Below are 12,277 nucleotides of genomic sequence, written 5' to 3'. Positions count from 1 at the left end.
AACAGGCTAGATATAAAAGATCAATTAGCTTTATATCTAGCCTGTTGGTGAGTAAGAGGGCATTTTATCCTGACTTTAGCTATTTTTAAAATTATCGTTATAAAATGATTTAAACGGGGAAAGGTTTGTTTCAGCAAAACCAATTTCAATGATATATGGAGGTAATCCTAATGTTTACGTTAAGTGACATCCCTATGTTTTTCATAAACTTCTTTATTATTTTACCAATTGTTACCCTAGTCCATGAAGCAGGACATGTATGTGTAGCCAGACTATTCGGAGGGAAAGTAAAGTTTTGTATAGGGACTGGAGAAACTCTGTTTCACATTGGCCCCCTCGAAATAAAGCGAAAGTATTTCATGGAGGGATGGTGTCAATATGAAGCTCTTACTTACAATAAAACCTGGGCTCATGTTGCCATCTATCTTGCCGGAAGTGGATTTAATCTGCTTGTGATTCTTATTTTAAATTCATTAATGAGCGCGAACATCCTTCCGGTCACTTTATTTTTCTATCAATATGCTTACTTCTCCATTTACTTTATATTCTTTTCGCTCTTTCCCTATAGAAATGGAGAAGGGAAACCAAGTGATGGTATGGCAGTTTTTGATGTCATTCGCTACGGTAAAGCAGTGGATCCTATCGATTAGACAAAAAGCTTTTTTCCTATATTTGAAAAGAGTATACAATAAAGAAGCAAATTGAAAATTAAAGTTTATTTTAGTTAGAGGAGGAGTATTATGAATGTGACGTTTATTGGACTTGGCGTGATGGGACATGCCATGGCAGCAAATTTACTAAAAAACAAGGTCGATCTTATTGTCTTTAATCGAACTAAAGAGAAAGCTGATCCACTCATTGAGATGGGAGCTCAGTTTAAACCTACGATCCACGAAGCGGTTGAAAAAGCAGACTTAGTATTTACGATGCTGACCGGTCCAGAAGCAGTCGAATCCACTGCCTTAAGCGATGATGGTTTCGTCCAGTCCATGAAACCTGGTTCCCTCTGGGTCGATTCCAGCACAGTCAACCCAGAGTTTTCCAGAAAAGCAAGTGAGCATGCAATGAAACTTGATGTCAGGTTTGCGGATGCTCCCGTCGCAGGCTCAAAAGGTCCCGCAGAGCAGGGACAACTTGTGTTTCTTGCGGGTGGTGAGGAACAAGATATATCTGTACTATCTCCCTATACGGAAATCATGGGAAAGAAAACCATGCATGTTGGCCCGGTGAGTCACGGAACCTCCTTTAAAATGGTGGTTAATTTAATGCTTGCATCGAACATGGCGACTTTTGCTGAAGGGATGGTGCTTGGAGAACAATTGGGGCTCTCGAAAGATTTTCTGCTGGATACGCTGCCAAATATGCCTGTTTCCGCTCCGTTTCTTAAAATGAAAGCTGATAAATTAAGAGACAATCACTATGAAGAAGAGTTCGCTTTAAAGAATATGTATAAAGATCTTCATCTAGCTTCATTATCAGGAAATGAAGAAGAAAAGGAATTGAAAATAACCAACGTAATGAAAGAATTATACGCAGAGGCAAATGGTAATGGGTACGGAAACGTTGATTTCTCTGCCATTTATGATTTCTATAAATCGCTTCATAGCAGCAAGTCATAGGAAATTGCTCTCGCTAAAATAAATATTGCACACGTCCGCATTATTGAAAATTAAGATCATTCCGTCAGAATATTTAAAGGAAGGTATTTCACTATAGAGCTGGACAAAAAAAACCCGAATGGCGCATTAAACATACCGCCATTCGGGTTGTCTTATGGATTTAATAAATCGAAGTCGTTTCTTCAGACATTTTCTCTAAGATTTCTTTCACTCGTGCAAGGAAATTCCCCGCCACAAGCCCGTCCAGCACACGATGGTCTAGAGATAAACATAAGTTCACCATGTCTCTCGGACCAAACATGCCATTTTGGTAGACAGGCTTTTTCACGATAGATTCTACTTGCAGTATAGCCGCTTGCGGATGGTTAATCACACCCATAGATTGTACAGAACCAAATGAACCCGTATTATTTACGGTAAAGGTTCCGCCTTCCATATCTTTAGATGTTAATTTACCTTGACGAGCTTTTCCAGCTAATTCAGTAATATCTTTGGCGATTCCTTTAATGCTTTTTTCATCTGCATCGCGGATGACTGGAACAAACAGTTGATCCTCTTTGGCAACAGCTATATTTAAATTTATCGCTTTCCGCTGGATAATCTTATCTCCAGCCCACGAGCTGTTTAATTGAGGGTATTCTTTCAACGCCTGCGCTACAGCTTTAACGAAGAATGCAAAGTAAGTAAGACTGTATCCTTCATTTTCTTTAAATTGGGTTTTCTTAGCATTTCGCAGATTAACAAGGTTCGTTACATCTACTTCTACCATCATCCAAGCATGAGGAATCTCTGAAGTCGATTTCACCATGTTAGAAGCTATGGCTTTACGTACACCTGTAACAGGAATTTCTTTATCTCCTTCACCAGCCTGTACATTTGGGACAGATGTTTGCGGAGCAGCAGGAGCTTGATTTGCAGACTGAGCAGGCTGTTCATCAACAACTGCTTGCTCTGTTGGTTGATTTTGCCCAGCTTTTGGAATGTCTCCGCTCTCGATAATCTTTTCAATATCCTTACGAGTAATTCGGCCGCCTCTCCCTGATCCATCCACTTGATTCAAGTCGATTTCGTGGTCCTGGGCAAGAGTCATCACTGCAGGAGAGTACCTTTTCTTATTCGCCTTGTTCCCCGATTGCTTTGCTGCTGAGGATTCAGGTTTTTCCTTCGACTGCTCTTTACCGGCTGTTTCCTGTTGAGCCTTCTCCTTTGGTTCAGAAGTTGGTTCGGAAGGTGATGCTGCCCCTCCGCCTTCCACTTCAATATGACACATAAGGTCCCCTACAGCTATTGTATCTCCTTCACTTGCCACTAAATCTTTAATGACACCGGTAAAAGACGAAGGAACTTCAGCATTTACTTTATCTGTCATAACTTCAGCTATCGGATCATACTTATTAATCTTGTCCCCTGGCTGGACAAGCCAAGTGCTGATCGTGCCTTCTGTGACACTTTCACCAAGCTGAGGCATGTTTATTTTCTCTAATCCCACAGGAATTCCTCCTTATATTAAAATTCAGCTAGATCTCGCATCGCTTTTTCAACTTTGTCAGGATTCATCATAAAGTATTTTTCCATAGTCGGGGCATAAGGCATGGAAGGAATATCAGGACCAGCTAAACGTTTTATTGGAGAGTCCAGATCGAACAGACAGTTTTCACTAATGATCGCAGATACCTCTGAAATAATTCCGCCTTCTTTATTATCTTCCGTTACTAATAACACCTTACCTGTTTTCTTCGCTGCCTCTATAATCCCTTCCTGATCTAACGGATAGACCGTTCTTAAGTCAAGAATATGAGCATCAATTCCTTCTTCAGCAAGCTTTTCTGCTGCCTGCAGGGCAAAATGCACACATAGGCCATAGGTAATAACAGTAATATCAGAACCCTCTCGTTTTACATCGGCCTTCCCAATTGGAAGTGTGTATTCTTCATCAGGAACTTCTCCCTTTATTAAACGGTATGCTCGTTTATGCTCAAAGAATAAAACAGGATCATTATCACGTATGGAAGCTTTTAATAACCCTTTTACGTCATAGGGTGTAGATGGCATGACTATTTTCAACCCAGGCTGATTGGCAAATACCGCTTCAACTGATTGAGAATGGTAAAGCGCACCATGAACTCCTCCGCCATAAGGAGCACGGATGGTCATAGGTACACTCCAATCATTGTTCGAACGATACCTGGTTTTGGCTGCCTCTGAAATGATTTGGTTCACAGCAGGCATAATAAAGTCTGCGAACTGCATTTCAGCTACTGGGCGCATTCCATACATTGCAGCACCAATTCCGACGCCTGCGATTGCTGACTCGGCCAGTGGTGTATCAAGGACTCTATCTTCGCCGAATTCATCATAAAGTCCATCAGTTGCGCGAAATACTCCTCCGCGTTTCCCAACATCTTCTCCCAGCACAAATACCTTCTCATCTCGCTGCATTTCTTCTCTCAAAGCTTGAGTGACGGCTTGAATATAAGAAATAACTGCCATAATTACTCCCCCTCCTTACTCTTCATATACAAAGTTCAATGCGGATTCGGCATCAGCATACTCTGCATTCTCAGCATATTCTGTTGCCTCATTGACCAAATGATTGATTTCTTCATTTAATTCGGTTTCTTTCTCTTCTGTTAAAATATTCTGTTCACGTAAGTAGTTCGCAAACGTAACAATTGAGTCTTTTTTCTTCGCTTCATCTACTTCATCTTTTTCGCGATAGGTACGATCATCATCATCGCTGGAGTGTGGAGTCAGTCGGTAAGAGACAGCTTCGACCAAAGTCGGGCCTTCTCCTCTTCGTCCTCGCTCTGCAGCTTCTTTAACCACTTCATATACAGCGAGCGGATCATTTCCATCAACGGTATGCCCAGGCATTCCGTAGCCAATGGCCCGATCCGATACCTTTTCACAGGCAAGCTGTTTAGATACAGGCACAGATATGGCATATTTATTATTCTCCACCATGAAGATAACCGGCAATTTATGAACCCCAGCAAAGTTAGCCCCTTCATGGAAATCTCCTTGGTTAGAAGATCCTTCCCCAAACGTGACGAGGGAAACAATATCTTTTTTCTCCATTTTCGCGGCTAAGGCGATGCCAACAGCGTGCGGCACTTGAGTGGTGACCGGTGAAGAACCCGTTACGATGCGATTTTTCTTTTGTCCAAAGTGGCCAGGCATTTGACGTCCGCCTGAATTTGGATCTTCCGCTTTAGCAAAACCGGATAACATTAAATCTTGCACCGTCATCCCAAAGGATAAGACCACACCCATATCGCGGTAGTAAGGCAGGGCGTAATCCTTATCCCTATCAAGCGCATAAGATGCCCCTACTTGAGCAGCTTCCTGCCCTTGACATGAAATCACAAATGGAATCTTCCCTGCACGGTTGAGCAGCCACATCCGTTCGTCAATCTTTCTAGCAAGTAACATTGTACGGAACATATCTAATACTTGGTCGTCACTTAAACCTAGTGACTTATGGCGATTTTTAGCCATGTGAATCCCTCCTTTAGTTGCTTAGCCATGTATCTGGTTTCCATCTACAGCCATTGCCGCTTCGCCAATAGCTTCAGCGAGCGTTGGGTGAGGATGTATGCTTTCTGCAATTTCCCAAGGTGTGGCATCTAAAACTTTTGCAAGTCCGGCTTCTGAAATCATATCCGTGACATGCGGACCCACCATATGAACGCCAAGCAAATCATCCGAGTGCTTGTCAGCAATAATTTTCACAAAACCGTCAGTCTCTCCATAAACTAGGGCTTTCCCTATTGCTTGAAAAGAAAATTTGCCGGTTTTAATTTCATATCCCTGTTCCTCAGCTTGCTGCTCCGTTAAGCCTACACTAGCCACTTCAGGGCTTGAGTAAATACAAGTGGGAATATGGTCTGGATTTAAAGGATGAGGCAGTTGATCTGCCATATGCTCTACTGCAATCATGCCTTCGTGTGAGGCTACGTGCGCTAACTGCATTCCGCCTATTACATCTCCTATCGCATAGATGTGGCTTTCTTTCGTTTGGTAATACTTATTGGTTTGGATAAAACCGTCTTCAACTTCAATCGTAGTGTTTTCCAGACCAATATTTTTAACATTAGCAGCACGTCCCACAGAAACAAGCATTCGATCTGCTTGATACGTTTCCGTTGTTCCAGCAACTTCAGCTTGAATGGAAACGCCTTCACTTTTCTCTACAGAATCAGCCAGCACTTTCGCACCAGTTACAATGTTGACCCCTTTTTTCTTCATTTGCTTTGTCAGCTCTTTAGAAACGTCTTGGTCTTCCGTTGGCAGAATATGAGGCAAATATTCTAAAACTGTTACTTCTACTCCGAAATCAGCCAGCATAGATGCCCACTCAATTCCAATAACTCCGCCGCCGATAATAATTATGGATGCAGGGAGTTCCTTCATATTAAGAGCTTCATCGGAAGTCATGACGTACTGTTCGTCAATATCAAGCCCCGGCAGTGATTTAGGGCTTGAACCGGTTGCCACAAGAACGTTTTTTGGGATGAGCATTTCATTCTCTTCACCATTGTTCATTTCCACTGAAATAGTGCCTGCCGTTGGCGAAAATATGGAGGGACCTAATATCCGGCCAAACCCCTCAAAAACATCAATTTTACCTTTCTTCATTAACCCTTGAACACCTTTATGTAATGTGTCCACAATCGACTGCTTTCTTTCCTGTACTTTTGGAAAATTCAGCGTTGGTGTTTGTGTTGAAACTCCGAATTGGTCCGCTTCTTTAGTCTGGCGGAAAACTTCTGCACTGCGCAGCAAAGCCTTAGATGGTATACATCCTCGGTGGAGGCATGTACCGCCTAACTCCCTTGCTTCAACGATTGCTACTTTTAAACCTAATTTAGAAGCACGAATGGCCGCTACATAACCACCGGTCCCTCCGCCTAATACGACTAAATCATATTCTTGAGCCATACTTAATCTCCTTTCTATTCAGCAAAATTAGGATATTGCTTCGGTATTTCTTCTTTATTTAATACCCGCAGCGTTCCCTCATTTAAAGCTTCTAACTCATTTTCACCCGGATAAATAAGAACATCGGCAATCCATTGAACCCGCTTGGAGATTTCTTGTGTAAATGACTTACCGTAAGCGAGTCCTCCTGTCAGAACAATGGCATCAACTTTGCCTTCTAAGGCTGTACTCATACTGCCAATCTCTTTGGCAATTTGATAAGCCATGGCATCAAACACCAACTTTGCCTTCTTGTCTCCGTGAGAAATCATCTTTTCTACTTCTCGCGCATCATTTGTATCCAAATAAGCCATTAAGCCGCCTTGACCTACCAGCTTCTTCATAATCTCATCTCTATAGTATTGTCCTGAAAAACAGAGCGATACAAGATCACCAGCAGGGACCGTTCCTGCGCGTTCAGGGGAAAATGGTCCATCTCCATGCAAACCGTTATTCACATCAATTACTTTCCCTCCTGCATGCGCCCCTACAGTAATGCCTCCACCCATATGAGTGATAATTAGCCGGGACTGATTATAAGACTGATGTAAATCCTGTGCAGCTCTTCTGGCTACGGCCTTTTGATTCAGGGCATGAAAAATACTTTTTCTTGGGATTTCCGGGACTCCGGAGACCCTGGCAATTTCAGCTAATTCATCTACGACTACAGGGTCAACAATATAGGCACCTATATTCAGTCCCTTTGCGATTTCATGGGCAATAATTCCTCCCAGGTTAGAAGCGTGTTCTCCGTTATAGCCGATTTTCAAATCCTCAAGCATAGCCTGATTCACTTCATAAGTGCCGCCCTCGATAGGACGAAGCAGTCCGCCCCGTCCGCAGACAGCACTTAATTTACTAATATTAATCCCCTCTTGATCAAGCACGTTTAATATTACCTGTTTTCGAAATTCGTATTGGTCAATAACACGCTTAAATTGATTAACTTCTTCCGGCTTATGACGAATCGTTTTCTCAAATACAGCCTCTTCATTGTCAAAGACTCCGATCTTCGTAGATGTAGAGCCTGGATTGATTACTAGAATTCGATGGGTTTGCACAGTCTTTGACCTCCGTTGTTCTCCCTTATTTTCTGCTTAGAATATGATGACCATTCTGCAAAAACTGGCTGCGAGAATTGCGTAAACGATCAATACGTTCTTCCGCCATCCGGTCAGCCGCTTTATAGGTAGGTATGTTGTCCCTGCGAGAAATTTCAAAGACTCTAGACACATTGTCGTAGATAGTTTCCACGCGCTTCATTGCACGGTCTTTGTTATATCCATGAAGTTCATCAGCTACATTAATGACACCGCCCGCATTAATTACGTAATCGGGAGTATAGACAATTCCTTTTTCATGAAGAATATCCCCATGAAGAGTATCCTTCAGTTGGTTATTAGCAGCTCCTGCAATTACTTTCGCCTTCAACTGAGGGATCGTGTCGTCATTAATCGTGGCTCCCAGCGCACAAGGTGCATAAATGTCACAATCGACACCGTAAATTTCTTCGGTACCTACTGCTTCTGCTCCAAACTCTTCCACCGCTCTTTGAACAGCTTCTTCATTAATGTCTGTAACAATAAGTTTGGCCCCTTCTTCATGAAGATGACGGCATAATGTAAAGGCAACATTTCCTACACCTTGAACAGCTACTGTTTTACCTTCAAGGGAATCGGACCCAAAGCCTTCTTTCGCAGCAGCTTTCATACCACGGTACACACCATAAGCGGTAACTGGAGATGGGTTACCGGATGAACCGAAGGCAGGAGAAATTCCTGTAACGAAATCTGTCTCTTCATGAATTAAATCCATATCCTGTACAGTCGTTCCTACATCTTCCGCTGTGATGTAACGTCCATTCAGCCCTTGGATGAACCGTCCAAAAGCACGGAACATGGCTTCGTTTTTATCTTTCTTAGGATCCCCAATGATCACCGTTTTACCTCCGCCTAGGTTTAAACCGGCCGCTGCATTTTTATAGGTCATTCCTTTGGCAAGACGAAGAGCATCCTCAATGGCCGCTTCTTCAGAAGCATAGGTCCACATCCGCGTTCCTCCTAAAGCAGGTCCAAGCGTGGTGTCATGAATGGCAATAATCGCCTTTAGTCCAGATTGTTCATCCTGGCAGAATACTAACTGCTCGTAATCATATTGGTTCATATACTTGAATATTTCCATTGTAAATTCCTCCTATTTGTTGGTTGAATGTAGGGCCAGTGCTAAAGAATATAGTTTACTTTCTGCTGTGTCTGCTCTTGATGTCAGTACAATAGGAGCTTTTGCCCCGCTAATCACAGCGGCAACTTTTGCATTGGCAAAATACATAAATGATTTATATAAAGCATTTGCTGCTTCAATCGATGGAACTAGTAAAATATCGGCCGCTCCAGCAACCTCTGATTGGATTCCTTTTTCTTCCGCCGCGCGAAGATCGACGGCGTTGTCAAAAGCAAGCGGTCCATCAATCAGACAATTCTTAATTTGCCCTCTGCGATTCATTTGAGTAAGAATGGCTGCATCCATAGTCGCAGGCATGGATGGATTCACAACTTCCACAGCCGCTAAAGGGGCAACTTTAGGGTTTTCCCATCCCGCTTGTCTGGCTACGGCAACAGAATTTTCAATGATCTGGACCTTTTCCTCAAGACTAGGGGCAATGTTCATCCCAGCGTCCGTTAAAAAAATCAACCGATCATAGTTGGGGATTTCAAAAAGCGAAACATGAGATAAAATCCCTCCGCCACGTAACCCATACTCTTTATGAAGCACCTGCTTCAGCAGTGACTTCGTGTCAATATGACCTTTCATGACAACATCAGCTTTCTGATTATGAACGGCCTTTACCGCTTGCGCCGCCGCTTCTTCTACAGAACAGTCCTGAACACTTATACCAGACTGGTTTAAGTCCAGGCCGGTTGTTTCAGCTTTTTTTTCGATATCTTCGGCGCTGCCAGTTAAAATAAATTCGGCAATACCTGCTTCAGCAGCAAGTTTTACTGCCTTTAATACTTCCTGGCTTCCAGCCTGAGCTACAGAGACCGTTTGAGGTTTCTTTTTATTGAGCTGGTCAATCATTTCATCTAAGCTTCTCATTAGTTCACCTCTTCATTCTAGACAAGTGCAAAAATCGTGCCGGAATACATGAATTTGAAAACACTTTATTCCCAACTTCCTGCACTATGCATTTCTTGCATTATGAAAAATTTTGCATGCTGGTTTTATCCAGTGAGTATTTTTCTAATTTATAGTAAAGATTTCGGATAGATATCCCTAAAGCCTTCGCTGTCTGAGTTTTGTTAAAATCATGCGCCCTGAAAGCATCAGCTAACAACCTTTTTTCATATTCATCTACTGCCTGCTGAAGGGTCTCGCCCAGCCATGAACCATCAGGTTGACTTTCTTCCTGTAAAGAAGGGGACTCTTTAGTAAGAGAGTGAATATGTTCAAGGCGGATCACTTCTTGCTGATTCTCCATATAAATCATGGCCCGCCCGATCATATTTTCCAGTTCCCTCACGTTTCCCGGCCATTGATAGTCCATCAATTTTCCAAGGGCTTCTTGATCTATGGAAGTTACATTTCTTCCGTAATCATCATTCAATTTTTGGATTAAGTGTTTAGATAATAAGTCAATATCTTCTTTTCTCTCTCTAAGAGGCGGAATATAAATAGGCAGCCGGTTCAGCCGATAATATAAGTCTTCTCGGAAAGTCTTATTCATGATCGCTTTCTCTAAATTCTTATTGGTAGCTGCAATGACCCGCACATCAATTTGAACAGGCTTCGTACCACCTACTCGAAGAATTTCATTTTCCTGCAGGACGCGTAATAATTTCGCCTGCATGGGAAGCGTCAATTCACCTATTTCATCAAGAAAGATGCTTCCGTAATTGGCTTCTTCAAATAAACCTTTCTTGCCCCCGCGTTTTGCTCCAGAGAATGCACCATCTTCATATCCAAATAATTCACTTTCCAATAAGGATTCTGCAATAGCAGCACAATTCACACGGATAAATTTATGATGACGCCGTTTACTTTCATTATGGATAGCGTGGGCAAACAATTCTTTGCCTGTTCCAGACTCTCCCCTCAGTAGAACAGTAGCAGGAGTTCTGGCACCCACTCTTGCTTGTTCAAGCGCAAGGGTCATTTCTTGGGATTCACCAATAATGTCATCAAATGTATATTTCGCTTCCAAACTCCGTATAATCTGCCTCGCTCGACGAAGCTCGCTGGTTAGTGACTGGATCTCTGATACATCGTGGAGCACCCCTACACTGCCTTTCAGTTTACCGTCCACAATCACAGGGGCGACATTGACAAGTACGTCTTTTTCTCCTGGCCCTACTTTCATCCGGACTCCTCGAACAGGACGACGAGTTTTAAGCACCTTCATATGCATGCTTTCCCCTTCTGATATATCTACTGTCGCAGGTCTTCCAACAATTTCCTCTTTAGATAATCCAGTTATCCTCGTATAAGCTGGATTCACCATTAAACCGTTTCCATTTTCATCTACCACAGATATCGCTTCGTCAGAAGATTGAATAATGGCTTCCAGCATCGTTTTTACTTCCTTTAAATCGGTAAGTTCTTCAGCAAGATCGACAATTTCAGTTATATCCTTAAAGACTGCATAGGCACCAATGATTCTGTCTTCGGCACCAATCATAGGAATTCTCGTTGTAATTACTTTTTTTCCATTCTCAAGAACAAGCTTTTGATTGACTTCTTTGCGTCTAGTCTTTAGTAGATGAGGCAGGCGTGATGCTGGAATTATCTCCTTTACAGGCCGTCCGATAACATCGTCCTTCAGCTTATTAAGAATCCTTTCACCGCTGCGATTCATAAAGGTAATCTTCTCATCATCCGAAATGACTATCATTCCATCATGAATACTGTTTAAAATAAGTTTCTGATTGTCCGTTTGCTGCTTCATCTCATGCAGAAGTGTCTCTTTCTCTTCTAGAAGTTCAGAGGTGATATAGGCAACGGAGCCTGGAATGACTACCGTGCTGTTGTCCCGTTCAGCCCGAATTTCTTCAAAAACCTGATCACTCCCTGTTGCTTCTATCACAATATCGATCTGGTTATGTATCCATTCCTGCCAATCTGGCCCTGTAGGTATATTATACTTTCTGGCCACATCAAGACCTGCAGCCTGCTGATTCACATCTGTGATGGCAGCAATTTGCATTCGATCCGTTTCATTTAACAATTTTAACAGGGCGGTTCCACCTTTACCTGCCCCTACAATTAAGACACGTTTCATTTCATCACACCCTGCAAAATTTTGCGCATCTTTATCCTATCGTACTCTGCATAATTTGGCAAGCATTCTGGTATTTTCAGAATTATGTTAATTTGATATACTAAATGTGGATTGTAAGACATAAAGGAGATATGGTCATGCGCTTAATCGCTTTACTCACATTAGTCATTCCGGGTATTATTGCCGTTGTTGGTATTAAGCTCATGAGAGACGCTCTTTTCGGGGAGCTTCACTCTCTCTTTTTTCATGTGGCCCTGCAAGGAATAATTGGTTTACTATTCGTTATATTAGGTATAGGATTTATCGGTGGTTTTATTTTGCACCGAGATCGTAAAAGAAATCTTACAAAAGGGCAATTCAAGCAAAAGTAGAGCTATAGGCTCTGCTTTTTTTGATATACTAT

11 protein-coding genes are annotated in these 12,277 nt (G+C 42.3%); 3 read left to right on the top strand and 8 right to left on the bottom strand.

The window, feature by feature from the left end:
- The first annotated feature begins 170 nt into the window (after positions 1-170).
- Both Q7A53_RS02175 and Q7A53_RS02170 read left to right on the top strand, forming a co-directional pair.
- Positions 171-650 (top strand): site-2 protease family protein, encoded by a 480-nt coding sequence (locus tag Q7A53_RS02175; RefSeq protein WP_411787466.1) that lies wholly within the window; start codon positions 171-173, stop codon positions 648-650.
- Positions 651-740: 90 nt separating this feature from the next.
- Positions 741-1,619, top strand: a complete 879-nt coding sequence (locus Q7A53_RS02170; protein ID WP_411787465.1) for an NAD(P)-dependent oxidoreductase — start codon at positions 741-743, stop codon at positions 1,617-1,619.
- 160 nt (positions 1,620-1,779) lie between these two features.
- Here Q7A53_RS02170 and Q7A53_RS02165 read toward each other — a convergent pair whose 3' ends face one another.
- The 8 genes from Q7A53_RS02165 to Q7A53_RS02130 form a co-directional block, all read right to left on the bottom strand.
- Positions 1,780-3,108, bottom strand: coding sequence for a dihydrolipoamide acetyltransferase family protein (locus Q7A53_RS02165; RefSeq protein ID WP_411787464.1), 1,329 nt, complete (start codon positions 3,106-3,108; stop codon positions 1,780-1,782).
- A gap of 17 nt (positions 3,109-3,125) precedes the next feature.
- The gene (locus Q7A53_RS02160) at positions 3,126-4,109 is read right to left on the bottom strand and encodes an alpha-ketoacid dehydrogenase subunit beta (protein ID WP_411787463.1); all 984 of its coding nucleotides are present in this window, start codon (positions 4,107-4,109) and stop codon (positions 3,126-3,128) included.
- A 15-nt stretch (positions 4,110-4,124) separates the two neighbouring features.
- Entirely contained in the window at positions 4,125-5,117 is a 993-nt protein-coding gene (locus Q7A53_RS02155) for a thiamine pyrophosphate-dependent dehydrogenase E1 component subunit alpha (protein ID WP_411787462.1), read from the bottom strand.
- Positions 5,118-5,138: 21 nt separating this feature from the next.
- Positions 5,139-6,560 carry a dihydrolipoyl dehydrogenase gene (gene lpdA / locus Q7A53_RS02150; protein WP_411787461.1) on the bottom strand — a complete coding sequence of 474 codons (1,422 nt, stop codon included), beginning with the start codon at positions 6,558-6,560 and terminating at the stop codon, positions 5,139-5,141.
- Between the two features lie 14 nt (positions 6,561-6,574).
- On the bottom strand, positions 6,575-7,660 hold the full coding sequence (gene buk / locus Q7A53_RS02145) for a butyrate kinase (RefSeq protein ID WP_411787460.1): 1,086 nt from the start codon (positions 7,658-7,660) through the stop codon (positions 6,575-6,577).
- Positions 7,661-7,685: 25 nt separating this feature from the next.
- Positions 7,686-8,780, bottom strand: coding sequence for a branched-chain amino acid dehydrogenase (bcd, locus tag Q7A53_RS02140; RefSeq protein ID WP_411787459.1), 1,095 nt, complete (start codon positions 8,778-8,780; stop codon positions 7,686-7,688).
- Between the two features lie 12 nt (positions 8,781-8,792).
- A complete protein-coding gene (gene yqiS / locus Q7A53_RS02135) occupies positions 8,793-9,695 on the bottom strand; it encodes a phosphate butyryltransferase (protein ID WP_411787458.1) in 903 nt (300 codons plus the stop codon).
- Positions 9,696-9,795: 100 nt separating this feature from the next.
- Entirely contained in the window at positions 9,796-11,874 is a 2,079-nt protein-coding gene (locus tag Q7A53_RS02130; protein ID WP_411787457.1) for a sigma 54-interacting transcriptional regulator, read from the bottom strand.
- Between the two features lie 137 nt (positions 11,875-12,011).
- Here Q7A53_RS02130 and Q7A53_RS02125 point away from each other — a divergent pair, with 137 nt between their 5' ends.
- Positions 12,012-12,245 carry a DUF2627 domain-containing protein gene (locus Q7A53_RS02125; protein WP_411787456.1) on the top strand — a complete coding sequence of 78 codons (234 nt, stop codon included), beginning with the start codon at positions 12,012-12,014 and terminating at the stop codon, positions 12,243-12,245.
- The last annotated feature ends 32 nt before the right edge of the window (positions 12,246-12,277 follow it).

The organism is Halobacillus rhizosphaerae, assembly GCF_046719735.1.
Classification (GTDB): domain Bacteria; phylum Bacillota; class Bacilli; order Bacillales; family Halobacillaceae; genus Halobacillus_B; species Halobacillus_B rhizosphaerae.
This window is presented reverse-complemented; position numbering and strand designations above follow the sequence as displayed.

What these genes read in the sequence shown, in the direction of transcription:
- Q7A53_RS02170 (WP_411787465.1), top strand. Translation starts at nt 741, where the DNA reads ATGAATGTGACGTTTATTGGACTTGGCGTGATGGGACATGCCATGGCA.
- Q7A53_RS02125 (WP_411787456.1), top strand. Translation starts at nt 12,012, where the DNA reads ATGCGCTTAATCGCTTTACTCACATTAGTCATTCCGGGTATTATTGCC.
- Q7A53_RS02160 (WP_411787463.1), bottom strand. Translation starts at nt 4,109, where the DNA reads ATGGCAGTTATTTCTTATATTCAAGCCGTCACTCAAGCTTTGAGAGAA.
- Q7A53_RS02175 (WP_411787466.1), top strand. Translation starts at nt 171, where the DNA reads ATGTTTACGTTAAGTGACATCCCTATGTTTTTCATAAACTTCTTTATT.
- yqiS (WP_411787458.1), bottom strand. Translation starts at nt 9,695, where the DNA reads ATGAGAAGCTTAGATGAAATGATTGACCAGCTCAATAAAAAGAAACCT.
- Q7A53_RS02130 (WP_411787457.1), bottom strand. Translation starts at nt 11,874, where the DNA reads ATGAAACGTGTCTTAATTGTAGGGGCAGGTAAAGGTGGAACCGCCCTG.
- lpdA (WP_411787461.1), bottom strand. Translation starts at nt 6,560, where the DNA reads ATGGCTCAAGAATATGATTTAGTCGTATTAGGCGGAGGGACCGGTGGT.
- Q7A53_RS02155 (WP_411787462.1), bottom strand. Translation starts at nt 5,117, where the DNA reads ATGGCTAAAAATCGCCATAAGTCACTAGGTTTAAGTGACGACCAAGTA.
- bcd (WP_411787459.1), bottom strand. Translation starts at nt 8,780, where the DNA reads ATGGAAATATTCAAGTATATGAACCAATATGATTACGAGCAGTTAGTA.